At 69.0% G+C, this 25073-nt stretch carries 25 protein-coding genes; 12 read left to right on the top strand and 13 right to left on the bottom strand.

Going from position 1 to position 25073, the window contains the following annotated elements:
- Window positions 1–5 precede the first annotated feature (5 nt).
- The 5 genes from EGK76_RS11765 to EGK76_RS11745 all read left to right on the top strand — a co-directional run bounded on the left by EGK76_RS11765 (window position 6) and on the right by EGK76_RS11745 (window position 5775).
- Entirely contained in the window at window positions 6–1319 is a 1314-nt protein-coding gene (locus tag EGK76_RS11765) for a HAMP domain-containing sensor histidine kinase (RefSeq protein WP_096297330.1), read from the top strand.
- A gap of 107 nt (window positions 1320–1426) precedes the next feature.
- Window positions 1427–2965: an efflux RND transporter periplasmic adaptor subunit gene (locus tag EGK76_RS11760; RefSeq protein WP_123832749.1), complete on the top strand. Its 1539-nt coding sequence runs from the start codon at window positions 1427–1429 to the stop codon at window positions 2963–2965.
- Window positions 2962–3717, top strand: coding sequence for an ABC transporter ATP-binding protein (locus EGK76_RS11755; RefSeq protein WP_096297332.1), 756 nt, complete (start codon window positions 2962–2964; stop codon window positions 3715–3717). Before EGK76_RS11760 ends, EGK76_RS11755 begins: the two co-directional genes overlap by 4 nt.
- Window positions 3714–4949 (top strand): ABC transporter permease, encoded by a 1236-nt coding sequence (locus EGK76_RS11750; protein ID WP_123832748.1) that lies wholly within the window; start codon window positions 3714–3716, stop codon window positions 4947–4949. Before EGK76_RS11755 ends, EGK76_RS11750 begins: the two co-directional genes overlap by 4 nt.
- 166 nt (window positions 4950–5115) lie before the next feature.
- On the top strand, window positions 5116–5775 hold the full coding sequence (locus EGK76_RS11745; RefSeq protein ID WP_199730906.1) for a LysM peptidoglycan-binding domain-containing protein: 660 nt from the start codon (window positions 5116–5118) through the stop codon (window positions 5773–5775).
- Between the two features lie 55 nt (window positions 5776–5830).
- Here EGK76_RS11745 and EGK76_RS11740 read toward each other — a convergent pair whose 3' ends face one another.
- The 3 genes from EGK76_RS11740 to EGK76_RS11730 form a co-directional block, all read right to left on the bottom strand.
- Entirely contained in the window at window positions 5831–6325 is a 495-nt protein-coding gene (locus tag EGK76_RS11740) for a hypothetical protein (RefSeq protein ID WP_123832747.1), read from the bottom strand.
- Window positions 6326–6547: 222 nt separating this feature from the next.
- Entirely contained in the window at window positions 6548–7771 is a 1224-nt protein-coding gene (locus tag EGK76_RS11735) for a S8 family peptidase (RefSeq protein WP_123832746.1), read from the bottom strand.
- Window positions 7772–8198: 427 nt separating this feature from the next.
- Entirely contained in the window at window positions 8199–8909 is a 711-nt protein-coding gene (locus EGK76_RS11730) for an SGNH/GDSL hydrolase family protein (protein WP_123832745.1), read from the bottom strand.
- A gap of 213 nt (window positions 8910–9122) precedes the next feature.
- On the opposite strand from EGK76_RS11730, the gene EGK76_RS11725 reads away from it, so the two are divergent.
- Genes EGK76_RS11725 through EGK76_RS11705 form a run of 5 tightly spaced genes read left to right on the top strand, consistent with a single transcriptional unit; the run spans window position 9123 to window position 12606 of the window.
- Window positions 9123–9503, top strand: coding sequence for a diacylglycerol kinase (locus tag EGK76_RS11725; protein ID WP_123832744.1), 381 nt, complete (start codon window positions 9123–9125; stop codon window positions 9501–9503).
- A gap of 52 nt (window positions 9504–9555) precedes the next feature.
- Window positions 9556–10335, top strand: coding sequence for a TerC family protein (locus EGK76_RS11720; protein WP_096297339.1), 780 nt, complete (start codon window positions 9556–9558; stop codon window positions 10333–10335).
- Window positions 10336–10339: 4 nt separating this feature from the next.
- The gene (gene lgt, locus EGK76_RS11715) at window positions 10340–11236 is read left to right on the top strand and encodes a prolipoprotein diacylglyceryl transferase (RefSeq protein WP_123832743.1); all 897 of its coding nucleotides are present in this window, start codon (window positions 10340–10342) and stop codon (window positions 11234–11236) included.
- A 1-nt stretch (window position 11237) separates the two neighbouring features.
- On the top strand, window positions 11238–12032 hold the full coding sequence (locus EGK76_RS11710; protein ID WP_123832742.1) for a thymidylate synthase: 795 nt from the start codon (window positions 11238–11240) through the stop codon (window positions 12030–12032).
- Between the two features lie 19 nt (window positions 12033–12051).
- Window positions 12052–12606, top strand: coding sequence for a dihydrofolate reductase (locus EGK76_RS11705; RefSeq protein WP_123832741.1), 555 nt, complete (start codon window positions 12052–12054; stop codon window positions 12604–12606).
- Between the two features lie 233 nt (window positions 12607–12839).
- Here EGK76_RS11705 and EGK76_RS11700 read toward each other — a convergent pair whose 3' ends face one another.
- The 10 genes from EGK76_RS11700 to EGK76_RS11655 all read right to left on the bottom strand — a co-directional run bounded on the left by EGK76_RS11700 (window position 12840) and on the right by EGK76_RS11655 (window position 22361).
- The gene (locus EGK76_RS11700; protein ID WP_096297343.1) at window positions 12840–13691 is read right to left on the bottom strand and encodes a symmetrical bis(5'-nucleosyl)-tetraphosphatase; all 852 of its coding nucleotides are present in this window, start codon (window positions 13689–13691) and stop codon (window positions 12840–12842) included.
- Window positions 13691–14074: a Co2+/Mg2+ efflux protein ApaG gene (apaG, locus tag EGK76_RS11695; RefSeq protein WP_096300347.1), complete on the bottom strand. Its 384-nt coding sequence runs from the start codon at window positions 14072–14074 to the stop codon at window positions 13691–13693. The genes EGK76_RS11700 and apaG overlap by 1 nt, the downstream gene beginning before the upstream one ends.
- Window positions 14075–14112: 38 nt before the next feature.
- Window positions 14113–14922, bottom strand: coding sequence for a 16S rRNA (adenine(1518)-N(6)/adenine(1519)-N(6))-dimethyltransferase RsmA (gene rsmA / locus EGK76_RS11690; protein ID WP_123832740.1), 810 nt, complete (start codon window positions 14920–14922; stop codon window positions 14113–14115).
- Between the two features lie 34 nt (window positions 14923–14956).
- Window positions 14957–15298 (bottom strand): tRNA-binding protein, encoded by a 342-nt coding sequence (locus EGK76_RS11685; RefSeq protein ID WP_096300349.1) that lies wholly within the window; start codon window positions 15296–15298, stop codon window positions 14957–14959.
- Window positions 15295–16278, bottom strand: a complete 984-nt coding sequence (gene pdxA / locus EGK76_RS11680; protein ID WP_096297345.1) for a 4-hydroxythreonine-4-phosphate dehydrogenase PdxA — start codon at window positions 16276–16278, stop codon at window positions 15295–15297. The genes EGK76_RS11685 and pdxA overlap by 4 nt, the downstream gene beginning before the upstream one ends.
- A 1-nt stretch (window position 16279) precedes the next feature.
- On the bottom strand, window positions 16280–17593 hold the full coding sequence (locus EGK76_RS11675; protein WP_123832739.1) for a peptidylprolyl isomerase: 1314 nt from the start codon (window positions 17591–17593) through the stop codon (window positions 16280–16282).
- A complete protein-coding gene (lptD, locus tag EGK76_RS11670; protein ID WP_123832738.1) occupies window positions 17590–20058 on the bottom strand; it encodes an LPS-assembly protein LptD in 2469 nt (822 codons plus the stop codon). The genes EGK76_RS11675 and lptD overlap by 4 nt, the downstream gene beginning before the upstream one ends.
- Before the next feature lie 144 nt (window positions 20059–20202).
- Window positions 20203–21114, bottom strand: a complete 912-nt coding sequence (locus EGK76_RS11665; RefSeq protein ID WP_123832872.1) for a histone deacetylase family protein — start codon at window positions 21112–21114, stop codon at window positions 20203–20205.
- A gap of 45 nt (window positions 21115–21159) precedes the next feature.
- Window positions 21160–21711, bottom strand: a complete 552-nt coding sequence (locus EGK76_RS11660; RefSeq protein WP_096297348.1) for a cob(I)yrinic acid a,c-diamide adenosyltransferase — start codon at window positions 21709–21711, stop codon at window positions 21160–21162.
- A 53-nt stretch (window positions 21712–21764) separates the two neighbouring features.
- Entirely contained in the window at window positions 21765–22361 is a 597-nt protein-coding gene (locus EGK76_RS11655) for a DUF6580 family putative transport protein (protein WP_123832737.1), read from the bottom strand.
- Window positions 22362–22400: 39 nt separating this feature from the next.
- Between EGK76_RS11655 and ubiH the strand changes: the two genes are divergently transcribed.
- Window positions 22401–23657, top strand: coding sequence for a 2-octaprenyl-6-methoxyphenyl hydroxylase (ubiH, locus tag EGK76_RS11650; RefSeq protein ID WP_123832736.1), 1257 nt, complete (start codon window positions 22401–22403; stop codon window positions 23655–23657).
- Window positions 23654–24832, top strand: a complete 1179-nt coding sequence (locus EGK76_RS11645; RefSeq protein WP_123832735.1) for an FAD-dependent oxidoreductase — start codon at window positions 23654–23656, stop codon at window positions 24830–24832. Before ubiH ends, EGK76_RS11645 begins: the two co-directional genes overlap by 4 nt.
- Window positions 24833–25073: the final 241 nt, after the last annotated feature.

Raw genomic sequence — 25073 nt, 5'->3', positions numbered from 1 at the left:
CCACGATGCCCCAAGGTCTTCCCAACCGCATCCGCGATGCGTTCACGTTCCAGGCGGTCATTGCCGGTCTGACGCTGATCGTCTGCGTCATGACCGCGGCCTTCATCGGCCGCGAGGTCGTCGCGCGGCAATGGCTCCGCGCGGAGGCCGATGTCTGGTGGCAGGCGCGCGGTACCGACGTGGCGTATCCGCCGCCCTTCGGCGTCAACCTGCAGGGATATTTCGTGCCCGACGACGGCAGCGCGCTGCAGTCGATCGTCGGCGCGGAGCGGGCGATGGGTAGCGTCGTGCGCTTCAAGGATGCCCCCGAGGGCTTTTCGCCGCGTAGCGACACCGAAGGCGTGCTGCTCGTCGACCGTCGGCCGGGCGGCACCCTCTACCTCGCCGCTTCGCTGTCGTTGTTCGATCGTATCCTCGCGCTCGCGGCCGGAGCGCTGGCGCTGCTGATGATGGCGACCATGTTCGTCGTCTCCTGGATGACCTATCGCACTTCCAGGCGGATCGTGTTGCCGATCCATCGGCTGGCCGACGAGGTTGCACGCTGGAACCCGTCCGACGACGGCGACGGCGTGCCGCCGCCGCTGTCGACCCGCGAGGACACCGGCCGCGAGGCGCGCGCGCTCACCAGTGCGCTGCTCGGGCTGGGCGAGCGCATCAGCGCCTTCGTGCGGCGTGAGCGCGAGTTCACCCGCGATGCCAGCCATGAGCTGCGTACCCCGCTGACGGTGATCCGGGTGGCCAGCGACATGATCGCGTCCGACCCGGCCACGCCACCGCACCAGCAACGGCCGCTGCTGCGGATCCGGCGCGCCACCCAGGACATGGAAGCGGTCATCGATGCGCTGCTGGTGCTTGCTCGCGAGCGCGGCGTGATGCCACAGAGCGAGATCTTCGGTGTGGTCGAGGTGGTCGAGGAAGAACTCGACAAGGTCCGGCCGCTGTTCGAGGGCAAGCACCTCACGCTCGAACTCGACGTCCAGGCCCGCCCGCGGCTCGACGCCCCGCCGCGCGTGCTCGGCGTGATGCTGGGTCACCTGCTGCGCAACGCCTGGGCATTCACCGAGACCGGTGGCGTGGCAGTGATCGTCATGAACGACCGGATCATCGTGCGCGACAGCGGCATCGGCATGACCGCCGACGTGCTCAAGCGCGTCTACGACCCGTTCTATCGCGCAGACCCGTTTTCACAGTCGGGCAAGGGGATCGGCCTGTCCATCGTGCGCCGTCTGGGCACGCGCTTCGGCTGGCCGGTCGCACTGGAAAGTGCCGCCGGCGAGGGCACCACGGTCACCGTCGTGTTCCGGGACCGCCTGGTCTGAACCGCTTGAGCCGCGGCTGAGCGCCCGATCAGGGAAACTGCGACGCGCAGTCAACTGTTTCGTGCCTGGTGCGTTAGCGTGTGCAGTCGTCACTCCAGACCTGACCCATGTCGAAGAGCACCAAGCCCCGCCGTCGCGCCGTGCCGCGATTCGTTCCCGTCCTCCTGATCGCCGCGGTCGCTGCCGGCGGCATGTGGTGGTGGTCGCAGCGCACGGCCGCAGGCGGTGAGGACGCCTGGCGCACGACGCCGGTCGAGCGCGGCGACATCCGCGTGGTGATCTCGGCCACGGGCACGCTCAGTGCGACTTCGACGGTGACCGTGGGCAGCCAGGTCTCCGGCCAGATCACCGAGGTGCTGGTGGACTTCAACGACACCGTCGAGCAGGGCCAGGTGCTGGCCCGCATCGATCCGGCGACCTACCAGGCGCAGATCGAGCAGGGCTCGGCCCAGATCAACAGCGCCCGCGCCGCATTGGCGCAGGCCCAGGCGGCATTGCGCAATGCGGAGCTGGATTACGAGCGCAAAACCGCGCTGGCCGGGCAGCAGCTGGTCGCGCGAAGTGATGTCGACCTCGCGCGCACCGCGCTCGAGCAGGCCCGCGCGCAGGTACGCTCGGCGCAGGCGCAGATCGTGCAGCAGACCGCCTCCACCCAGACCTCGCGCATCAACATGGAGCGTACGGTGATCCGCTCGCCGGTGGACGGCACCATCCTCACCCGCTCGATCGAGCCCGGGCAGACGGTCGCGGCGAGCCTGCAGGCGCCCGAGCTGTTCACGATCGCCGAGGACCTGCGCAAGATGCGGATCGAACTGGCGGTCGACGAGGCCGACATCGGCCAGGTGCAGGTGGGCCAGGCCGTGACGTTCACCTCTGACGCGTTCAACGACCGGCGTTTCAGCGGCACCGTGGAGCAGGTCCGGCTGGCGGCGACGACGACCAACAACGTGGTGACCTATCCGGTGGTCGTGGCCGTCGACAACGCCGACGGCACCCTGCTGCCCGGGCTGACGGTCAATGCCGAGATCGAAGTCAGCAATCGCGAGAATGTGCTGAAGGTCGCCAATGCCGCGCTGCGTTATCGGCCGGCCGATGCCGCCGACATCCCGGCTGCGCAGCCTGCCGGCGGTTCGGCGCCGCGCGGCGGCGGCCTTGCCGACGACCTGGCTGCCGCTGCCGCCGCCATGCAGCTCGATGCACGCCAGCAGGCGGCGTTCGACAGCGCTTTGGCGACGATGCGCGAAAGCCAGCAGGCGGCGCGCCCGAGCGGGCAGGGCGGCCAGGGGGGTGGCGGGCGTTCCGGCGGTATGCCGGCCGGTGGTCCACCGCCCGGCATGCCACCGGGCGGCAGCGCCCGCAGCGATCCCGGCGTCCAGGCGCAGATCCGCCAGCGGATGATGGATCGCTTCCAGCAGACGTTCGCCGAGTTCACCGCAACGCTCGATGCGACGCAGCGCGCGCAGTGGAACCGGACGCTGGCGGCCACCGTCGGCGCGACCCGCGTGACCATCTACCGCCTCGTCGGAGGTCGCCGCGAAGCTGTACCGGTGCGACTGGGTGCCAGCGACGGCAGCGCGACCGAAATCGCGGGCGCGGTGGCCGAGGGCGACCTGATCGTCACCGGCGAGCGCGCGGCCGCCCGATGAGTGCGTCCACGCCGCCGCCCGTGGTCCGGCCGCCGGTCATCGAGACCCGCGCGCTGGAGAAGGTCTATTCGGCCGGGACCGAGGCCGAGGTCGTCGCGCTCAAGGGCGTGGACCTGACGATCGCGCACGGTGAGTTCGTCGCGATCATGGGCCCGTCGGGTTCGGGCAAATCGACGCTGATGAACCTGATCGGTTGTCTCGATACGCCGACCGGCGGCCAGTATCTGTGCGACGGCATCGACGTCGCCACGCTCGACCGTGAGCAACTGGCCGAGCTGCGGCGGGACAAGATCGGCTTCGTCTTCCAGGGCTTCAACCTGTTGCCGCGTATGAGTGCGCTGGAGAATGTTGCGATGCCACTGGGCTATGCACGCGTGCCCCACGACGAACGCGCCGGCCGGGCGCGCGACGCGCTGGCAGCCGTAGGCCTGGCGAACCGCGGTGGCCATCGGCCGAGCGAGCTGTCCGGTGGACAGCAGCAGCGCGTGGCGATCGCGCGCGCGCTGATCAACCGTCCGCCGGTCCTGCTGGCCGACGAGCCGACCGGCGCGCTCGACACGAAGACCGGCGAGGAGATCCTCGCCCTGTTCAAACGCCTGTGCGTCGAGGGACATACGGTGGTGCTGATCACCCACGATCCCGACATCGCCGCGCATGCCGATCGCACGATGGTGATGCGTGACGGCGAGCTGCACGAGGAAGGCCCCTTCGATACCCGCATCGCGCAGGCGTCCGCCGGAGTCACGCCATGACCTATCTCGACGTACTGCGCACGGCGATCTTTGCACTGCGCGGCAACTGGATGCGCAGCGCCCTGACGTCGCTGGGCGTGATCATCGGCATCGCTGCGGTGATCGTCATGGTGTCGGTGGGCCAGGGCACGCAGGCCGAGATCGATCGCATGGTGTCGGGGCTGGGTTCGCAGCGGCTCGACATCTCGCCCGGTTCGCGGCGTACCACGGGGGGCGCGCGCCAGGCCAGCAGCAGCTTCTTCACCCTGAGCGAGGGCGACGCCGAGGCGATCCGCGAAGAGATTCCGGAAGTGCAGCTGGTGTCGGGCTCGCTGCGTGGCAACAGCCAGATCGTATTCGGGGAGAAAAACTGGGCGAGCACCTGGCAGGGCGTGCAGCCCGACTTCTTCGAGATCAACGGCTGGACGATCGTCGAAGGATCGGGGTTCGAGCCCCACGACTACAGCGGCGCCGGCAAGAGCGTGATCATCGGCGAGACCGTGCGCCGCGAATTGTTCGGCGAAGACAGCGGCGTCGGGCAGACGGTGCGGATCGGGCGCACGCCATTCACCGTGGTCGGCGTGCTGAACTCCAAAGGCCAGGGCGGCTTCGGCCAGGACCAGGACGACGTGATGATGGTCCCCCTGGAAACCGGTCGCCGCCGGCTGCTCGGGGCGATGGGCCTGCCGGCCGGGGCAGTGATGCAGATCGCACTCACGGTCGCGAACGCCGACGCCCTGCCCTACGTGCAGGGCGAGGTCGAAGCCCTGCTGCGCCAGCGCCATCGCATCGCGCCCGGCGGCGAGGATGACTTCGCCGTGCGCAACATTTCCGAGATCGTCGCCACGCGGACGGCGACTACCCGGCTGATGTCGCTGCTGCTGGGCGCAGTCGCGACGATCTCGCTGATCGTCGGCGGCATCGGCATCATGAACATCATGCTGGTGTCGGTGACCGAGCGGATCCGTGAGATCGGGCTGCGCATGGCGGTCGGCGCCGGGCCGACCGATGTCCGTCGCCAGTTTCTCGCCGAGGCGATGCTGCTCTCGCTTGGCGGCGGTGTGCTGGGCATCGCGATCGGAGTGGGCGGCGCCCTGCTGGTCGGCCATTTCAGCGACCTGCCGACCGCGCTCAGCAGCCAGGTGGTGCTGCTTGCTGCGGGGTTCTCGGTCGCCACCGGGCTGTTCTTCGGCTATTACCCGGCGCGCAAGGCGTCCCAGCTCGATCCGATCGAGGCGCTGCGCCAGCAGTAACGGCGCGTCGTCTGCTCGGTGAGCGCCGTGCGCTGAACAGGTGCGGCCGCCGACCTAGGGTCGCTCCCAGATTGAGCCGCGCGCCGGGCAACGCGAAGGTGGCGTATCGGCCGCGACCGCGCGCATGCGCGTCGCGGCCCGCAGCTTCCGATCTGGAGACGATGCAATGACCGCAATTGCAGGTGGCACCCACAACATCGCCTGGGGAGACACCCTCTCCGGGCTCGCGGCCCGCTATGGGACCTCCGTCGACGCCCTGATGGCGGCAAACAGCAAGATCAGCAATCCTGATCTGATCTACGCAGGCGACACCCTGGTGGTGCCCGGCGCGGCCGGCGCAGGCCGGGGCGCGCCGGCCGATACCGTTGCCGGGCCCGGCGCGGTGGGAGGTCCTGGGACCGTTACCGGCAACAATGCGGCCGCGATCGCCGAGCAGTTCATCGGGCGCAACGCCGGCGAACTGAAGTACAGCGACGAGCTGCCGATGCAGTCCTGGGTACCCAACAACGTCAACTGCGCCAACTTCGTGTCCGCCGTGCTGCAGAAGGCAGGCCTGATCGAACCGGGGCAGGCCAGCGCATCGGTCGACCAGCTCGCCAACAATCTCAAGGGGGACGGGTGGCAGACCGTCTCGCTGCAGAACGCGAAACCGGGCGACGTGGTGCTGATGCAACGCGATGGCCAGTCGCACGTCGTGCTGTTCGCCGGCTTCGACAATGGCCGGCCGACCTTCATCGGCTCCAACAACGTCAATGCCGACGGCTCGCAGCGGGTGAGCTGGGGTGGCGCGTCGGGCAACTACGAGATCATCACCCCGTCACGTTGACCGACGGGCGTCGAACCAGAGGCCGGCCTTCGCCGGCCTTTTTCGGGTTCGCCGGTCAGAAGCCGAACAGCTGACGCGGCGCGGCATGCGCCTGTGGCCAGGTGAGCCAGCTCACGTCGGATGGACCGATCGAGTGATCGACGAGAGTCCATTCCACCGGCTCGCCATCGCCGGCCTGCGCGCTCGGGACATCTGCACCGCCCGCATCCTCCGCGACGTCGAGCACGCGCTCGGGCGCGACCGCCGCCGCACCCTCAGCCGCAGGGGCGGTCGCCTGCAGCAGGGCCACGTAGACATCCGACATCCCGCCCGCGGCAGCGCGCTCGGCATAGGGCGTGCCTGCGTAATCGGGACGTCCGCCATCGGCCCCATGCATCGTGCCCTGCAGGAAGGCCCATTGGCCCAGGCGGTCCAGGCGCTCCACCTCCACATGGATGGCGTCGCCGAATCGGGCCCGCACCGGCTCGGTGGCTGCCTGCAGCAGTGCTTCGTAGCCGGGATCTCCCGGCCGTTGCGGCGACACGGTGGACTGGGCGAATACAGGCTGCATGACGGCTCCGAGTAGCAACGCAGCAAGGGCTGCGGGAACAGGATGGCGCATCGACGACTCCAGCGGAAAGCCAGGTGGGATGCAGTGTGGCCCGACGCGGATTTCCGGACGGTGAAACACGCGGGTGGCCACGCAAGCTGCAGCGGGTGCGCTGGCCGCGCGATCGAACCCCGAACGCGACGAGGGCGCCCCGGTCGGGACGCCCTCGAACGATCACGACGCTCAGCGGGTATAAAGCAGGCGGTTCGGCGAGCCCGAGCCGACGCCGCTCAGCCGGTTCGTCGTCGCATTGCTGTAGAGCCAGTTGCGTACCGTGGCCGGCGAAGCGGACGGGTTGTTGGTCAGGTACAGCGCCGCCGCACCGGCGACATGGGGCGACGCCATCGACGTGCCACTGATGCTGTTGGACGCCGAGGTGCTGGTGTGCCAGGCCGAGGTGATGGCGCTGCCGGGCGCGAAAATGTTCACGCAGCTGCCGATATTGGAGAACGAGGAGCGCGCGTCTGTCCGCGTGCTCGAGCCGACGGTCACCGCATTGGCCACGCGCGCAGGCGAGTAGTTGCAGGCATTGGCGCCGTTGTCGTTGCCCGCGGCGACAACCACGGTCACGCCACTGCTGATGAGGTTGTTGGTCGCGGTGTCGGTCGCGGACGATGCGGGTCCGCCCAGGCTCATGTTCGCCACGGCCGGCAGCACACGGTTCGCACGGACCCAGTCGATGCCGGCGATGATCGTCGAGTTGGAGCTTCCCCCCGAGCAGCCGAACACCCGGACCGGCACCAGCCGCACCTGCTTGGCGACGCCCCAGGTGGTGCCGCCGACCGTGCCCGCGACGTGCGTGCCATGCCCGTTGCAGTCGTTGGTGCCGCGGCCGTCGTTGATCGCCGAATAGCCCGAGAGCAGGCGCGAGCCGAACTGGGTGTGCCCGGCGCGGATGCCGCTGTCGATGATGTAGGCGCGCACGTTCGCGGCCAGCGGGGTGTAGATGTAACTGCCATTGAGTGGCAGGTCGCGCTGGTCGACCCGGTCCAGTCCCCAGGTCGCGCCGGTCTGGGTGGCCGACAGCTCGATGTAGCCGTCTTCCTCGACGAACTCGACACGGGGATCGTTGAGCAGGCGCGCAAGCTTGCGCTCGTCGGCATCGACGACCATGCCGTGCAGGGCGTGGGTATAGAGCTGGCTGACCGGCAGGTCGTAGCGGGCGGCGATGTCGACCACGCGCTTCTCCACCTCCGCAGCGATCGCCGCATCTGCCGAGCCGGCCAGGGCCTTGTCGAGACGACCCGCCTGGCGGTCTGCATCGACCTGTTCTCGGATGTCGCCGCTGTTGAAGACGACGATGTACTTGCCGGGGATGGCGTTCTCGACCTTGCGCAATTCCGCGGCGAAGGCGGGCGCGGCGAGCACGGCGGACACGGCGAGGACGAGCAGGTGCTTGCGGATCATGGCTGGGTTCCTTGACGAAGTTGGTCTGTCGGCGGTTGTTTCCCTGTTCCTGCAGTTCAAGGCACGCGAATGCATACCGGTCCGAGGACGCTGGCAAGTGCGGCGCCGACTGTCAATGAACGGGGAACCCTCCACACGCCATGCCCTTTTGCACTGTGCGGCGGGACACGGAAATCGGGCTGTAATCGTTTCAAGTGCTGACGCGACTCATTCCCAGTGCGCAGCGCCGATGGGCGAGCCACCTCTGGAGGCGCGCGTATGCCTGGCGCTGAAGGCCCGCCCGTTCTCGCCCGAGCACATTTTCCGGCGATTCCCCCGACCCCCGACCACGGCGCGCGGTGTGGCCCTGCTTCACAGCCGCAGTCGCGGTCGACCCCGGCCTTTTGCTGGTCGCTGTGATCCTGCTGTCAGCGTGCCGCGACCGCCGTCAGCGCAGCAGATAGGGTCCGATGATCTCGCGCCACAAGGCATAGCCCGCGGCGTTCATGTGCAGGCGATCGGCGATGAAGAGTTCTTCGCGCGGCAGTCCGTCGGCGCCCAGCATCGGCGTGAACACATCGATGTAGGCGATGTTGCGCTGGCGCGAAGCCCAGGTGCGCAGCGCCTCGTTGGTCTCGCGCTGGATCCCGAGCAGGTGCACTCTCGACGGGCTCGGCTTGATCCCGAGCAGGGCGACCGGCGTCCCGGGCAGGGCCGACTGGACGCGGGCAACGAATGCCCGGGTATCGGCGACGACCTGGGCCGGCGTGCGGCCTTCGGAGATGTCGTTGTCGCCGGCATAGAGCACGATCTGGCGCGGCCGATAACGCAGGGCCACTTCCTCGGCGTACCAGACCGCATCGCGAACCTGGGAGCCCCCGAAGCCCCTGTTCAGCACGGTGACGCCCGGGAAATCCCGCTTGAGACTCTCCCACATGCGCACCGACGAACTGCCCGTGAAGACCACGGGCCGCGCGGGCGGCGGCGTGGCGACGTCCTCGGCGGCGAATCGCGCCATGTCCGTGGCCCATTCGGGCGACGACACGGGATCCAGCGGGGCTTGGACCACGTTGCGCCCGGCGCAGCCGGCCAGCAGGCCCAGAACGATGAGCGCGGCGGCCAGCAAGGCGCGGGCTGCAGGGAGATGTTGCGTGCGCATTGCAGAGTCTCCGGATCGGTCGCCACGCCAGTTCAACAGCCACGGACGGGCGATGCAAACCGCGAGCGGCCGACGTGGCGCCGTGGACGTGTCAGAATTGGCGCTTCACGACTGTATGCGCGGTCCCCCATGTCACCGACTGTTGCGCGGCCCGTGTCGGGCCGTTTTGGCGTCCGCGCCCCGTGTCGCGCTCCGCCGGAGGCGCGGTGACCGATGGCGGACGGAATCGGTCATCGGCCACGCGGTCTGGGCCGCATCTTCCGGGCGACGGTCTGGTCGTGGCAGGGATTGCGCGCGGCCTGGCTGCACGAGTCTTCGTTCCGGCTCGAGGTCTACCTGCTGGTGGTGTTCGCGCCGCTGGCACTGTGGCTGGGTGTCAACGGGCTGGAGCGCGCACTGTTGCTCGGCAGCTGCCTGCTGGTGCTATCGGTGGAACTGCTCAATTCGGCGATCGAGACCGTGATCGAACGCTATGGGCCGGAGCACCACGAGCTCGCGGGCCGGGCCAAGGACATGGGTTCGGCCGCTGTGTTCGTCGCGATGCTCAACGTACTGGTGGTGTGGGGCCTGATTCTGCTGCCGCGTTGGCTTTGAGCGCGACAGACTGCCCCGCACCGATGGAAACACAATCGAGGACCTCTTCCCCATGATGGAATTGCTTACCGACCCGCAGGTCTGGATCCTGCTGATCACCCTCAGCGCGATCGAGATCGTTCTGGGCATCGACAACCTGGTGTTCATTTCGATCGCCGTCGCCAAGCTGCCCCTGGAACAGCGCGAGTTCGCGCGCAAGTTCGGCATCGCGGTTGCCTGCGTCACCCGCATCGGCCTGCTGCTGATGCTCGCGTGGCTCGCAGGGCTGACCGATCCGCTGTTCGCCGTATTCGGACGCGGCATATCGGTGCGTGATCTGGTGCTGATCCTCGGCGGCCTGTTCCTGATCGTGAAGGGCGCGATGGAGATCCGCGAGCAGCTCAAGGGCGAGGACGGCGAAGCGCACGGCACGCTCGGCAAGGCGACCGCGTCGTTCGGCACGGTGATCGCGCAGATCGCGGTCATCGACATCGTGTTCTCGCTCGACTCGGTGATCGCCGCGGTCGGCATGGCCGGCGACTACGTGCCGGTGATGGTCTGCGCGATCCTGCTGGCGGTGGCGGTGATGCTGGTGGCGGCGCAACCGCTCGGCAAGTTCATCGACGCGAACCCGACGGTGAAGATGCTGGCGCTGGCCTTCATCGTGCTGATCGGCGCGTACCTGCTGCTCGATGGCGTGGGCGTGCACATTCCCAAGGGCTACATCTATGGCTCGATGGGGTTCTCCGCCGCGGTCGAGCTGCTGAACCTGTGGGCCAAGCGCAACGCGATGCGCGTGCGCGGCGAGCGCACGCCGCCGGTGGATGAGCCCACCGACCCGATGCCGCGCTGATCCGATGACGATTCTCCACCAGATCGATCCGATCGCCCTGCAGCTGCCACAGATCGGTCCCTTCCAGCCCTCGGTGCACTGGTACGGCGTGATGTACCTGCTGGCCTTCGCCAGTGCGTGGCTGCTCGGGCGCGCGCGGATCCGCGCCGGCCGGTTGCCCGGCGTGGACGAGGAGGCCTTCGGCGACCTGCTGTTCTACGGCATCCTCGGCGTGATCCTCGGCGGCCGCATCGGTTACGTGCTGTTCTATGCGACCGGCGAGCTGCTGGCCGACCCGCTGATGCTGTTCAAGGTCTGGGATGGCGGCATGAGCTTCCACGGGGGCCTGCTGGGCGTGCTGGTGGCGGCATGGCTGTGGTCGCGCCGGCAGCGGCTGCACTTCTTCGACGTCATGGATTTCGTCGCTCCCCTGGTGCCGCTGGGCCTGGGCCTGGGCCGGATCGGCAACTACATCGGCGCCGAGCTGTGGGGCAAGTACACGCAGGCCGGCTGGGGCGTGGTGTTCCCGACCGACCCCGTGTTCCGCGGCTGGTCCGCCGAGCGGCTGCAGGCCGAGTTCGCGGCCGGCGCGCTGGACCAGTTCGCCCGGCATCCCTCGCAGCTCTATCAGGCCTTCCTCGAGGGCGTGGTGATGTTCGTGCTGGTGTGGGGGTTCTCGCGGCAGCCGCGCCGCCGCTACGCGGTCTCGGGCCTGTTCGCGCTGCTCTACGGCGTGTTCCGGTTCCTGGTCGAGTTCGTGCGTGTGCCCGATGCCGACCTCGGCTATCTGGCCTTCGGTTGGTTGACGATGGGGCAGGTGCTGTCGATCCCGCTGATCGCATTGGGTCTGTTCCTGCTGTGGCGTTCGCGCACCGCGCCGGTGTTGCTGCCGCTGGTACCCGCGACGGCGAGGGTGGACTGACGTGCAGGCGTATCTCGAGCTGCTGCGCCACGTACTCGAACACGGCAACGACAAGGCCGACCGCACGGGCACCGGCACCCGCAGCGTGTTCGGCTGGCAGATGCGTTTCGACCTGGCGCAGGGCTTCCCGCTGGTCACGACCAAGAAGCTGCACCTGCGCTCGATCATCCACGAGCTGTTGTGGTTCCTGCAGGGCGACACCAACATCGAGTATCTCAAGGCGCACAAGGTCGGCATCTGGGACGAATGGGCCGATGCCCACGGCAATCTCGGCCCGGTCTACGGCAAGCAGTGGCGGCGCTGGACCGGCAGCGACGGCCGCGAGATCGACCAGATCCGCTGGGTCGTCGACGAGATCCGCCGCAACCCGGACTCGCGTCGGCTGATCGTCAGTGCCTGGAACGTCGCCGATCTTCCGGACATGGCCCTGATGCCCTGTCACACGATGTTCCAGTTCTACGTGGTCGACGGAAAGCTCAGCTGTCAGCTCTACCAGCGCAGCGGAGACATCTTCCTCGGGGTGCCGTTCAACATCGCCAGTTACGCGCTGCTGACCCACATGGTTGCGCAGGTGACGGGGCTGGGGGTCGGCGATTTCGTGCACACGCTCGGTGACGCCCACCTCTACTCGAACCACTTAGAGCAGGCGCGCGAGCAGCTCGCACGTGCGCCCCGGCCGCTGCCGACGCTGCGCCTGAACCCCGAGGTGACCGATCTGTTCGCGTTCCGCTTCGAGGACATCGCGATCGATGGCTACGACCCGCTGCCGGCGATCAAGGCGCCGGTCGCGGTCTGACGCCGACAGGCAACAGCAGATGGGCGATCCCGGCCAACAGCCTCATGAAACGGGCGATGCCTACACGCGCCGCGCGGCGCCGCGCGTCGTGCTGGTCGCCGCGCTCGACCGCAATCGCGCGATCGGCCGCGGCAATGCGATGCCCTGGCACCTGCCGGACGATTTCCGCCACTTCAAACGACTGACGCTCGGCAAGCCGGTGCTGATGGGCCGACGCACCGCCGAGGCGATCGGCCGCGCCCTGCCGGGACGGACCAACCTGGTGTTGACGCGGAGTGGCCGCGTGCCCTTCGAGGGCATGCAGGCGGTGGCCACGCTGGACGCGGCGGTCGCCATCGCAGGGCAGCAACACGCTGAGGAGTTGTGCGTGATCGGCGGCGGCGAGGTCTACGCGCTGACGCTGCCGCATGCAGACGTGCTGCAACTGACCCATGTCGACACGATCGTGGAGGACGCGGACGCCTTCTTCCCCGCCTGGGACGCTGGCCAGTGGCGCGAGGTCTCGCGCCAGATGCATGCGAGCGACGCACGGCACGCACATGCATTCGAGTTCGTAGAATATCGGCGGCGTTGACGGGGCCTGATCACAAGCCACGCACGTCAGCGCTCGCGACGCGCGCCAATGCCTGCCGGCACCGTCGTGTGACGCAGTGGGTCGGGAGCGTCGTGGTGCCGTCGATTGACGAGCGGTCGGCGAGTCACCGGGCGTGTGGCGAATGCGCCGACGCGCCCTGCGTCAAGCGCTGCCGGCGCGAGGGCGGATGCTGATGAAATGCGGCCGCTCGCGGGACTGCGGCGCGGGTTGACTCAGTCGTGTCCCTTGCGTGGCGGCAGGCCGGAAACGTCGCGGCCCGGCACCTGCACCACGCGCAGGGTCTCGGCGTCCAACTGCAAGGCCGTGAGCTTGCCGCCCCACACCGCACCGGTGTCGAGTGCGTGCACGCCGTGGCCGATGAACAGTCCCAGCGTCGACCAGTGGCCGCAGGCGATCTTGAGATCGCGATCGGCGCGGCCGGGCACTTCGTACCAGGGGTAGAGGCCGGGCTGCTGGGTCCCGGGCTTGCCCTTTTCGTCAAAGGCGATACGTCCACGCGGGGCGCAGTAGCGCATGCGCGTGAAGACGTTGATGATCGCGCGGTCGCGGTCATGGCCGGTGAGGTTGGGTGACCATGCCGGTCGATCGCCGTACATGTTGCGCAGCAGCTTGCGATAGCCCTCGCCGCGGAGCTTGTGTTCGACCTCGCGCGCGTGGCGCTGAGCGAGCTCGACGTCCCAGCGCGGCGCCAGGCCCGCGTGCAGCATCATCCAGCCCAGCTCGCGGTCCACGTGCAGCAAGGGGCAGGTGCGCAGCCAGTCGAGCAGCACGTCGCGATCATGGGCGAACAGTACCCCCTGGAGGTCCGAGTTGACCTTGCGCTGGTCTTCCTCCCGGCGCTCGGCGATCGCAAGCAGCGACAGATCGTGGTTGCCCAGCACGCTGACGACGTTCTCACGCAGCGAGTGCACCAGGCGCAGCGTCTCGATCGATTCGCCGCCACGATTGACCAGATCGCCGCAGAACCACAGGCGGTCGACCGCCGGATCGAAGCGGATCGCTTCGAGCAGCCTTTGGGTGGGGCCGTAGCAGCCCTGCAGATCGCCGATCGCCCAGATCGCCATCAGTGCAGGGTTCGCGGGATCGACAGCGTGAACGGCGGAATCGGAGCGTCGAAATGCGCGCCGTCGTCGCCCATCATGTCGTACGAGCCTTCCATTGTTCCGACCGCGGTGGAGAGCACCGCGCCGGAGGTGTAGATGAAGTCCTCACCCGGCTCGAGCCGCGGCTGTTCGCCGACGACGCCGTCGCCGTGGACTTCCTCGGTCTTGCCATTGGCATCGGTGATGACCCAGTGGCGCCCCAGCAGCTGCGCCGGCAGGCGACCGACGTTGCGGATGCGGATCGTGTAGGCGAAGACGTAACGGTCGTCATCGGGCTGCGATTCCTCATCGAGGAATCGCGTCGCGATCTGGATTTCCAGTGTGTAGTCGGCAGTCTCGTCCATGTCGCGCACAGTGTATCCGGAGGCCATGAATGCTTCGACTACGCCGCTACCGGATGGTTCGCCAGCCGCACGAAATCGGCGACCGACAGCTGCTCCGCACGCAACTGCGGATCGATGCCTGCGGCGGCGATGGCATCGCTGTCCATCAGTGTCGAGACCGCGTTGCGCAGTGTCTTGCGGCGCTGTCCGAACGCGGCGCGCACGATGTCGGCAAAGCGGCGTGGATCGACGACTCCGATCGTCTCGGCCGGACGCGGGGTCAGCCGCACGACGGCCGAGTCGACCTTGGGCGCCGGCCGGAACGCGCCGGGACCGACGACGAACAGCATCGTCACTTCGCAATAGGCCTGCAGCATCACGCTCAGGCGCCCGTAGACCTTGCTGCCAGGGCCCGAAGCCATGCGCTCGACCACTTCCTTCTGCAGCATGAAATGCATGTCGGTGATGGCCGCGGCGTGGTCGAGCGCGTGGAACAGGATCGGCGACGAGAGGTTGTAGGGCAGGTTGCCGACCAGCCGGATCGGCGCGCCGTCCGCGAGCGCCGTGAAGTCGACATCCAGCACGTTGGCGTGGATGAGGGTGAGCGCGCCGTGCGGCGCCGCCTGCACCGTCAGTGGCTCGAGCAGGTCGCGGTCGAACTCGATCGCGGTCAGCGCGCCGTGGCGCGCCAGCAGCGGGAATGTCATCGCGCCCTGACCTGGTCCGATCTCGACGAGTCGCTCCCCGGGCTTCGGATTCACCGCTTGCACGATGCGATCCACGACGCCTCTCTCGTGCAGGAAGTTCTGGCCGAGCGATTTTTTCGCCGGCTCGGAGAAAGTGCCGGGAGTTGCAGGGGAACGCGTCATCGTGGGAACAGCCGTTGCGGACGAATGGGAAGGCTTACAGCAGGCGCGTGCCGGGGGCGACATCGCCGTCGGGAATGCACAGTCGGACATGGCCGTCGGCGTCGTGGAAGCCGGTGACCAGGCATTCCGACATCAGCGGCCCGATCTGCTTGGGCGGGAAATTGACCACGCCCACCACGAGGCGCCCGACGAGGGACTCCGGCGTGTAGTGCGCGGTGACCTGTGCGCTGGACTTGCGCACGCCGATGTCGGGGCCGAAGTCGACATGCAGCACATAGGCGGCACGGCGTGCAGCCGCGAAGGGCTCGGCGGAAATCACGCGGCCGACGCGCAGGTCCACCCGCATGAAGTCGTCCCAGTGGATCGTCCCGCTCACCGGCCCGCCATACGATTGCGGCCCAGGCGCGCGCACTGGTCGATGGCCGCGAACAGGCTGGAGGGATCCGCCCGGCCGCTGCCGGCCAGCTCGAGCGCCGTGCCGTGGTCGACCGCGACCCGTGGGTAGGGCAGGCCGAGGGTCATGTTCACCGCATGCTCGAAGCCGCTGTACTTGAGCACGGGCAGGCCCTGGTCGTGGTACATCGCCAGCACCGCATCCACATTCGCCAGCCGTGAGGGGAGGAAAGCGGTGTCCGCGGGCAGCGGCCCTTCGAGCATCAGGCCGCGCGCATCACGCAGGTGCGCCAGTACCGGCTCGATGGTCTGCAGCTCTTCATGGCCGAGATGGCCCGCTTCGCCCGCATGCGGGTTGAGCCCCAGCACCGCGATGCGCGGGCTCTCGATGCGGAAGTCGCGGCGCAGCGCGCCATCAAGGATGCCGATGACCCGCTCCAGCAACGGCGCGGTGATCGCGTCGGGGACCGCGCGCAGCGGCAGATGCGTGGTCGCGAGCGCGACCCGCAGCAGCGGATTGGCGAGCATCATCACGACCTCGCAGCCAGCGTCGGTCGCCAGCAGCTCGGTGGTCCCGGTATAGGCCACCCCGCCGGCGTTGATCGCGGCCTTGTGGACAGGTCCGGTGACCATGCCATCGAAGTCGCCCTGGCGGCAGCCCGCGGCTGCGAAGAGCAGGCCCTCGATGATGCTGCGCGCATTGCGCGGATCCGGCCTGCCGAGCGCAGCCGGGGCCAGATGGGGGATGTCGATCAGGCGCAAGGTCCCGGGGGCCACGTCGATGGCATCGGGATCGGTGAAGGCGATGGGCAGGCCGATCGCATCGGCCGCGCGCTGCAGGCTGTCACGATCACCGATGGCGACCAGCGTGCAGTCGCTGGCGCGCCAGGCGGCGCGCACGCACAACTCCGGGCCGACGCCGGCCGGTTCGCCCGGGACCAGCGCCAACCGCGGACGGGTCATTTCAGCCGCCGATCTCGGGGTCGCGATTCGGCCCGACGCGCACGCTCACGTAGGCCTCGCCGCGCAGTTCGCGCACGTAACGGTCCCACTCGTCCTCGAGCTTGCGCTGGCCGATGGCCTCGCGGACCTGGGCGCGGCGGTTGTCGGCGTTGCCGGCGGTCTGGCGCGTGGCCTGACGCTGGACGATGTGCCAGCCCGCCTGGGTGCGGAAGGGCTGCGACACGTCGCCGTCGCCGATCGCCGCGACCTGGCTGCCGAAATCCGGGCCGAACTGGTCCTGGGTGAACCAGCCCAGATCGCCACCGCTGGCCTTGGTGCTGGCGTCGTCCGAGTTCTCACGGGCAAGCTCGGCGAAGTCGGCGCCGCCGACGATGCGGGCACGCAGGCTGTCGGCGCGGGCCTTGGCCGCGGCATCGTCACCCGGCTGCGCACGCAGCAGGATATGGCGCGCCTGGAATTCAGTGACCGAGCCGGCCCCGGACGACTGCGCAGCATCGCGCCGGTCCACCAGCTGCAGCAGCTGGAAGCCGCTCGGGCCGCGGATCGGGCCGATGATCTGACCGGGCTGCAGGTCGGTGACCGCAGTGGCGAACGCAGCCGGGATCTCGTCGGCGCGGCGCCAGCCAAGATCACCGCCTTCGAGGGCGTTGGGGCTGTCGGAATAGCGAACGGCCGCGGCGGAGAACTCCATCTCGTTGCGGTCGAGCAGCGACTTGATGCCGTCGATCTTCTGCTGGCCGGTCTGGATCTGCTCGGGTGTCGCGCCTTCCGGCAAAGCCACCAGGATGTGCGCCAGACGGTACTGGGCACCGGTGGCCTGTGCCGACAGGGCGGCTTCGACCTCGGCGTCGCTGACCGAGATGCGGGTCTGCGCGAAGCGCTGGCGCATGCGCTGGATCAGCAACTCGTCGCGCAGAGAGTCGCGGAAATCATCGAAGGACATCCCGTCGCCGGCGAGCTGGCGGCGCAGCTGGTCGATCGTGAAGTTGTTCTGCTGGGCGATCGCGGCAATCGCCTGGTCGACGTCCTGGTCGCTCACGCGCACGCCGGTGCGCTGGGCGGTCGCCGTCTGCAGGCGCAGCGTGATGAGGCGCTCGAGCACCTGACGCTCGAGGATATCCTGCGGTGGCAGTTGGTCCTGGCGCGTCGCGTACTGGCCACGGATGTTGGCCACGGCCCGCTCCAGTTCGCTGGCGAGGATGACGTCCTCGTCGACGACGGCGGCAATGCGGTCGAGTGGCTGCAGGTCCTGGGCGCTCGCGGACGCCGCAAACAGCGCGGCTGCGGCCGCGAGGGAAAGGATGAGTGTCTTCATTGGCTCAGGCCGGGGGTGAGGGTCTCATCGTCGTCGCTGTTGCGCAGCTCGGACGGCGGCACGAGATAGAGATCGTCGCGGTAATAACCGAGAATAGCACGGCGCAAACGGTCCTCCGTGTTCGGTCCGGCAGAGCCCAGGCCCTTGAGTTCCAGCTCGAACATGATCGCGTTGTTCAGCTCGCCCTGGCGATTGCGCAGGTAGCGGCGAGCGACGACGCGGGCCGCCAGGCAGCAGCTGTCCCACTGGACGCCGGCGATCGCTTCGAGCAGACGCGCGTCCGTAAACGAATAGTAATAGCGCCCGACCACACTCCAGGCCGGGCTGATCGGATACAGGAACGACAGGTCGGCCTGCTCGATCAGGTCGGCGCGGCGGCGATAGGCGAAATTGACGATGCCCTCCTCGCCGATCAGGTAGCGCGTCCGCAGCGACATCAGGTCTTCACGGCGGAACTTCGGATCCCACTGGTAGGCGCCGCTGACCGTCCAGCGATCATTGATTGCATAGGTGGCATCGGTAACCCATGCCGAACGCCCCCGTTCGACCTGCATCTCGCCGGGGATCGTGACCCGAGAATCGGACAGGTAGACGATCTGGCCGAGGCTTGCGGAGAGCTTTTCGGACCCGTCGGATTCGCGGATCAGCCGCGTGCTCACGGCCATCGTGACCTGGTTGGCATCGGCCTGGCGGTCGGCGCCCGAGTAGCGGTTGTCGCGGAACAGCTGGCCCCAGCCGAACGTCAGCGGGCTGGTGTCGAACAGCGGCAGTGCGGACTGGTCGCGGTAGGGCGAGTGGAGATAGAACACTCGCGGCTCGAGCGTGTGCAGGTAGTCCTCGCCGCGCCAGCGGGTGTTGCGGTCGAAAAACAGGCCTGCGTCGATCGAGCTGATCGGCTGGCTGCGGCTGGGTGAGCTGTTGCGGTACAGCGCGAGCGTGTCGGCGGGAACGGCCTGGTCGCCAGGAATTCCGAGCTCGGCCCGCGCGCGCTGTGCGGCGAGCGCTTCGGTGAGTTCACGGTCGAGTGAATACGCGGTGTGGCGCCAGGCGAGGGTCGGGCGCACGAACCAGGCCGCCCCTTCGAACGGCAGAGACAGATAGGGCTTGAGGTCGACGCGGCTGCCGCCAGGTCGAAAGGCCGGATCCACATGCGAGAACCGGGTAGCCGTACTGTCGACGCCGGCGTTGATCCAGCGGCCGTAAGGCCGTTGCCAGGTGAAGGACGCATGCGGCAAGCGGTTGTAGGGAAGGATCCACTCCGGCAGCGTGTAATCGGTCAGCAGCTGATAGTCGGCCAGCACGCTCGCATTCCAGAATCCGAGCTCGCCCGACCTTCCCTGGCCAAATACACCGATGAGACTGACGGCGCTGATCGCCGAGCTTGTGTCGACGTTGTTGCTCGCGTCCTCCAGGTAACGCGGATCGCTCATCCAGGTGAGGTTGGTGCGCCCCTGCCAGGTGGGGTTGATGTCGAGCGAGCCGCCGAAGTTTAAGAAGCCGCGGTCGTCCTTGCGCCGGTTCTCGACGATCGGTACTTCCTCGGCCTCGCGCTCCCGCTCGCGCTCCGCCAGCTTGTCGGACGGCAGGTAGGCGGCATCGAGTTCACCGCGCGCGCGGCTGGTCTGGAAGCGGAACTCGGTGCCCAGCTGCACGCCGCGCCGGCTCATGAAGCGCGGTTCGAGCGTCATGTCGTAGTTGGGCGCGAGATTGAGATAGATCGGCTGGGTGTAGTCGAATCCGTTGCGACTGGACTGCGAGATCCGCGGGAACAGCAGACCGGAGAGCCTGCGCTCGTCGATCGGGAAGCGGAACCACGGCACGTACAGCACCGGTACCTTGCCCACGCGCAGGGTCGCATTGCGCGCGGTGCCCATGCCCATGTCGGTATCGATGTCGATCTGGCCCGCCCGCAGCTCCCACCACCGGTCGCTGGGGGTACATGTCGAATAGGTCGAACCGAGCAGCGCGCCCACGGCGCCGTCCATGCGGATGTGGTCCGCGCCACCATTGCCCCGCCGCTCGGTGAGCTGGTAGCGGACGGCATCCATCCGGTAGGACTCGGAGATCGTGTCGCCTTCGACACGGTCGGCCACAACGCGCATGCCGCGGTCCTGGTAGCGCACGTTGCCGTTCGCGACAAAGGTGCCGTCCTCCTGGGAGAACTGCAGGTCGTCGGTGCCCAGAAACTGGTCGCCGCGGCGCAGGGTCACGTTGCCGCTCACGTTGCCGGTGAAATCTGAGTCCATGCCCGCCAGGCCATCGAGGGCATCGCCATCGATGTCGGTCGGCTGCCGCTCGCGATCCTCGACCGTGCCGACAGGCGCCTGGGCGTCGGCGAACGCCGGCACCGCATCCTCGATCGGGCACAGGGCCCAGTAGTTCGGACGCAATGCATCGTCGGCCTGGGCGGACAGCGACACCGCAATACAGAACGGCAGGGGAAGCAGGCGGAGGGCTGTGCGCACGGTGGGTTCGTTCAGCAGGGGAAAACGGGCGCCAGCATGACCGATCACCGGGACAGCGGCAATGCGCCGCCGTGACGGCTCGTTCACGTTATTTGCGGGTCGGATTGGCTGCGCGGGACCGCCGGCAAGACCGGACGGATGGCCTCAGGTCGACAGCGCGCGCAGGTGGGCGACACTGCATTCGCGCAATGCCTGCAGGTCGTAACCGCCTTCGAGCATCGAGACCAGCCGGCCCTCGCAGAACCGGTCGGCGAGGGCCACGAGCTCGCCGCTCAGCCAGCCGATGTCTTCGGCCTCGAGCTGGAGCTGGGCCAGCGGATCCCGCCAGTGCGCGTCGAAACCGGCCGAGACCAGGATCAGTTGCGGTGCGAATGCCTCGATCTCCGGCAGCAGCCGCTCACGCCACGCCTCGCAGAAACGCTGGCTGCCGGTTCCCGGTGCCAGCGGCACATTGACGATGTTGCCCACCCCCCGCTCGCGGCGCGTGCCGGTATCGGGAAACAGGGGCAGCTGGTGCGAACTGACGTACTGCACCCGCGGCTCCGCCTCGAAGATCGCCTGGGTGCCGTTGCCGTGGTGCACGTCGAAATCGACGACCGAAACACGGGCCAGTCCGTACCGGTCGAGCGCATGCGCGGCGGCGACGGCGATGTTGTTGAACAGGCAGAAGCCCATCGCGATGTCACCGGTCGCGTGGTGGCCGGGTGGACGGACCGCGCAGAACACGCGAGTGGCGCTGCCGTCGAAGACGGTGTCGACGGCGGCGACTCCGGCGCCTGCGGCATGCAGCGCGGCCTGCGCCGAGCCTGGCGATAGCACGGTGTCGCTGTCGAGGGGGATGCGTCCGGTGGGGTGCGAATCGAGCACGGTCGCGAGCAGGGCGGGGCCGTGGACGCGCAGCAGCTGCCCCCGCGTCGCGGGCGGCGACTGGCGCAGATCAAGGTCGGGGAACGCGGCCCGCAGCGCCTCGATGACAGCGGCGAGGCGCTCCGGTCGCTCGGCATGACCCGGGCCGGTGTCGTGGTCCAGGCAGCTCGGATGCGAGAACACCGGCACTCGCCGCTGGTCACCGCCGTCGAAGCCGACCGGGTGGTGCATCGTTCAGCGCCGCCGCTCGTGGTTCCAGAGCACCTCGCCGTGCCCGCTGGCGCGTGCCAGGACCCGGGCCAGCACGAACAGCAGATCGGAAAGCCGGTTGAGATACCGCACCGCCTGCGGGCGGACATCCTCCGCCCTTGCGAGCGCGACCGCCTCGCGTTCGGCGCGGCGGACCACGGTGCGGGCGATGTGGCAACGCGCAGCCGCCTCGCCGCCGCCGGGCAGGATGAAATCCTTCAGTGGAGGCAGGTCGTCGTTGTAGCGGTCGAGCTGCTGCTCGAGACGCTCGATGTCGGCGTCCTCGATCGCGGCATGGCCGGGGATGCACAGCTCCCCGCCGAGGTCGAACAGCTGGTGCTGGACCGTGGTCAGCAGGCTACGGATATCGTCCGGAACCTCCGCCGCGAGCAGCAGGCCGAGCGTCGAGTTGGCTTCATCGACGGTGCCGTAGGCGGCGACCCGCAACGAGTCCTTGCCGACGCGCGCGCCGTCGCCGAGTCCGGTCGAGCCGTCGTCGCCGGTGCGGGTGTAGATCCTGGAGAGGCGGTTACCCATCGGCGTTCCCGGTCTTGAGGACAGGAGCGCTCGGCAGCGCGATGCCGCCGGCGTCAGACCGTCTGTGCGCGCAGCATCGGGATGCGTGCGCGGAGCATCGCGAACCCGCCGAACAGCAGGGCGGAGTAGAACAGCGTGCCGAGCACGGTCCACTTGAAGAACGGCACGGCCGCTACGTAGCACGGCATCAGGCCAGCCATGCAGGCAGCGTGGCCCGGCACCGACATGGCGGTCAGCCACACCGCGAAATTGCTGACCGCGAAGAACACCACCGAACCCGCCAGCGAGTAACCGAGGACCCGCCCGCCGGTGACCCGGCCGCGCATGCCGTAGGCCAGCACCACGATCAGCGCCATGCAGGCGTAATTGATCAGCAGGCTGGGGGCGTACATCGAGGTCGTGAAGTACTCCATGAACGTTCCGCCGCGAACCAGGCCCAGTGCGAGATCCGACAGCGCCATCACCAGCAGTGGCACGGCAACGGCCAGGCCGCGGTGCGCGAAGAAGGCGCCGGCAAACAGGGCGACGGCCACGACAGGCGCGAAGTTGGGCGGCATCGGCAGGAACCGGCTGAGCGCGGCGACGACGATCATCACGGCCAACATCAGCGGACCCGGAGCCAGCAACGCATCGGACAGAGGACGGTTCATCGGGCAGCGTTCGGACAATGGGGGCGTTAGCATAGCGCAATGCCTGAAGATGCCCGGATATCCAGCATTTCCCCGCGTGCCGACGCTGCGTCCGACCGGCACGATGTGCTCATCGTCGGCGGCGGCCTGGTTGGGGCCAGTCTTGCGATCGCGCTCGAGCGCGCCGGCGTCGGTGCCGCGCTGGTCGAAGCGACGCCGCCCGGTGCGATGCCCGCGGTGTTCGACCAGCGCAACCTCAGTTTCGCCGAGGCCACCGTCCATGCGCTCACCGCGCTGGGCGTGCTGCAGAAGCTGCATGCGCCGGCCGGGCCGATCCGCGAGATCCACGTCAGCCGCGCCGGCGATTTCGGCCGGGTCCGGCTGGCTGCATCGGATTACGGTCGCGAAGCCTTCGGCCAGGTCGTGGTCGCACGGGACTTCGGCGAAGCGCTGGAGGCGCGCCTGTCGGAACTGCCCGCGCTGGTCCGGCAGCGGCCCGCGCGCTTCATCGGCTTTGACGGCATCGAGGATGGCTGGCGCGTGGTCCGCCTGGCCAACGCCGATGGCGAATACCGCGTGCGCGCACGCCTGGTGGTCGGTGCCGATGGCAGCGACAGCGCGATCCGCGCGTCCCTCGGCATCGACGCCGAATTCCACGACTACGCGCAGACGCTGTTCATTGCGCGCCTGCGCACGGCGCGGCCGCCGGACGGGCGCGCGTTCGAGCGCCTGACCGACAACGGCCCGACCGCCCTGCTGCCACGCGGCGATCGCCACTACGGCCTGGTCCACGGCGTCGCCGCGGCCGACGCCGCGGCGGTGGCCGCGCTGGATGATTCGGCGTTTCTGGCGCGCGTGCAGCGGATCTTCGGCTGGCGCGCCGGGCGCCTGCTCGGCGTGGGTCCGCGCAGCCGGCATCCCGCGCGGCGGGTCGTGGCCGGGCGGGTGATCGATGCGCGCGCGGTGCTGGTCGGCAACGCGGCGCAGAGCCTGCATCCGATCGGCGCCCAGGGCTTCAACCTGGGACTGCGCGATGCGTTGACGCTGGCGGAGTGCATCGCGGGCGCAGGGGATCCTGGCGCGCCCGAACTGCTCGAGCACTACGCCGCGCGTCGCCGTGAGGATCGCGAACGCACGCTGGCGTTCTCGGACGGGCTTGCGCGCATCACCGCCAACCCCGCAGCGCTGCTGCGACCGCTGCGCAGCCTCGGCCTGCTGGCGATCGATCGCGACAGCAGCCTGCAGGCGATGCTCGCCGGTGGCGCGATGGGTTATCGCGGCGACGTGCCGGCCCTGTGCCGCGGAGGTGCCACATGAGCCGGCGTGATCGGCGGGATGTCGTCGTGGTCGGTGGTGGCGTGGTCGGCGCCGCCTGCGCGCTGGCCCTGGCCGCACAGGATCTCGATGTCGTGCTGGTCGAGGCGCGGGCGCCCGCGCGCTGGTCGGCGGCGGCGCCGGACCTGCGCGTCTACGCCCTCGCCCACGACAGCGCCGCGCTGTTGCGTGGGCTGGGTGTGTGGGAGGGCGTCCGCGAAACCCGCGCCCAGCCCTACCGGCGCATGCAGGTCTGGGATGCCGGCGGTGGCAGTGAACTGGTGTTCGATGCGGACGCCCTGGGCATGCGCGAGCTCGGCTGGATCGTCGAGCACGGGCTGCTGGTCGACCGGTTGTGGACGCGGCTCGCGGCAGCAGGCGTCGAGGTGCTGGCGCCGGCCTCGGTCGAGACGCTGGAGCAGCACGACGACGGCGCTTCGCTGCGGCTCTCCGACGGCGGCCGACTCGAAGCCCGCATTGCGATCGCCGCCGACGGCGCCGGTTCCACCCTGCGCGGTCTCGCCGGCATCGGCGTGGATGCCCACGAATACGGGCAGTCCGGCGTGGTCGGCTACATCGAGAGCGAAGCGCCGCACCGCGACACCGCCTGGCAGCGTTTTCTCCCGACCGGCCCGCTGGCGCTGCTGCCGGTTGCCGACGGGCGCAGTTCCATCGTCTGGACCGTGCCGGCCGCCGAGGCCGCGCGGCTGGTCGCGCTCGACGATGCGGCGTTCGGCGACGCCCTGACCCGCGCGTCGGGTGGCCGGCTCGGCGCGCTCGATCCGGTCTCGGCGCGGGTTGCGTTCCCGTTGCGACGTCAGCTCGCCGACAGCCACGTCCGCGGGCGGGTGCTGGTGATCGGCGACGCGGCCCATGTCGTGCATCCCCTGGCCGGGCAGGGCGTGAACCTGGGCCTGCGCGACGTGATCGGCCTGGCGGACAGCATCGCCGATGCCCGCCGCCGCGGCGCCCGCTGGGACGGCGCGCAGCGCCTCGCGCGCTGGGCGCGCATCCGTCGCAGCGAGAGTGCGGTCGCTGCGCATGCGTTCGAGACGATCAACCGCGCCTATTCGAACGAGGCACTGCTGCCCGTGCTGCTGCGCAGCCATGCTTTGGGCATCGCGGGGGCGCTGCCGCCGCTGCGCAATCTGCTGTGGAAGCGGGCCGCCGGCGTCTGACCGCCGAAGGAGTGGTGGCAACGCGCGGGCGCGTTGGCCATGGCTCACGGCCGGCACGCTGCGAGGTCGTCGCCGGTGTTGTGGCCGATCCCGCACCGCGGTCGGCGGCCGATCGTCATCCCGCCGGCTGACCGTTCTCGCGGCCCGGTCACGAGCCGTGGTCACGATCGGGCAGGGCTGCAGTTGCGCAGGCCATGGCCGGCGGCCGGTGCAGCCCGGCCGGCACGGGATGCCGCTGCAT

The sequence above is a fragment of the Luteimonas sp. 100069 genome (assembly GCF_003813845.1).
Lineage (GTDB): Bacteria > Pseudomonadota > Gammaproteobacteria > Xanthomonadales > Xanthomonadaceae > Luteimonas > Luteimonas chenhongjianii.
Note: the sequence above shows the minus strand (reverse complement) of the source record. Positions and strands in the feature narration are given on the sequence as shown.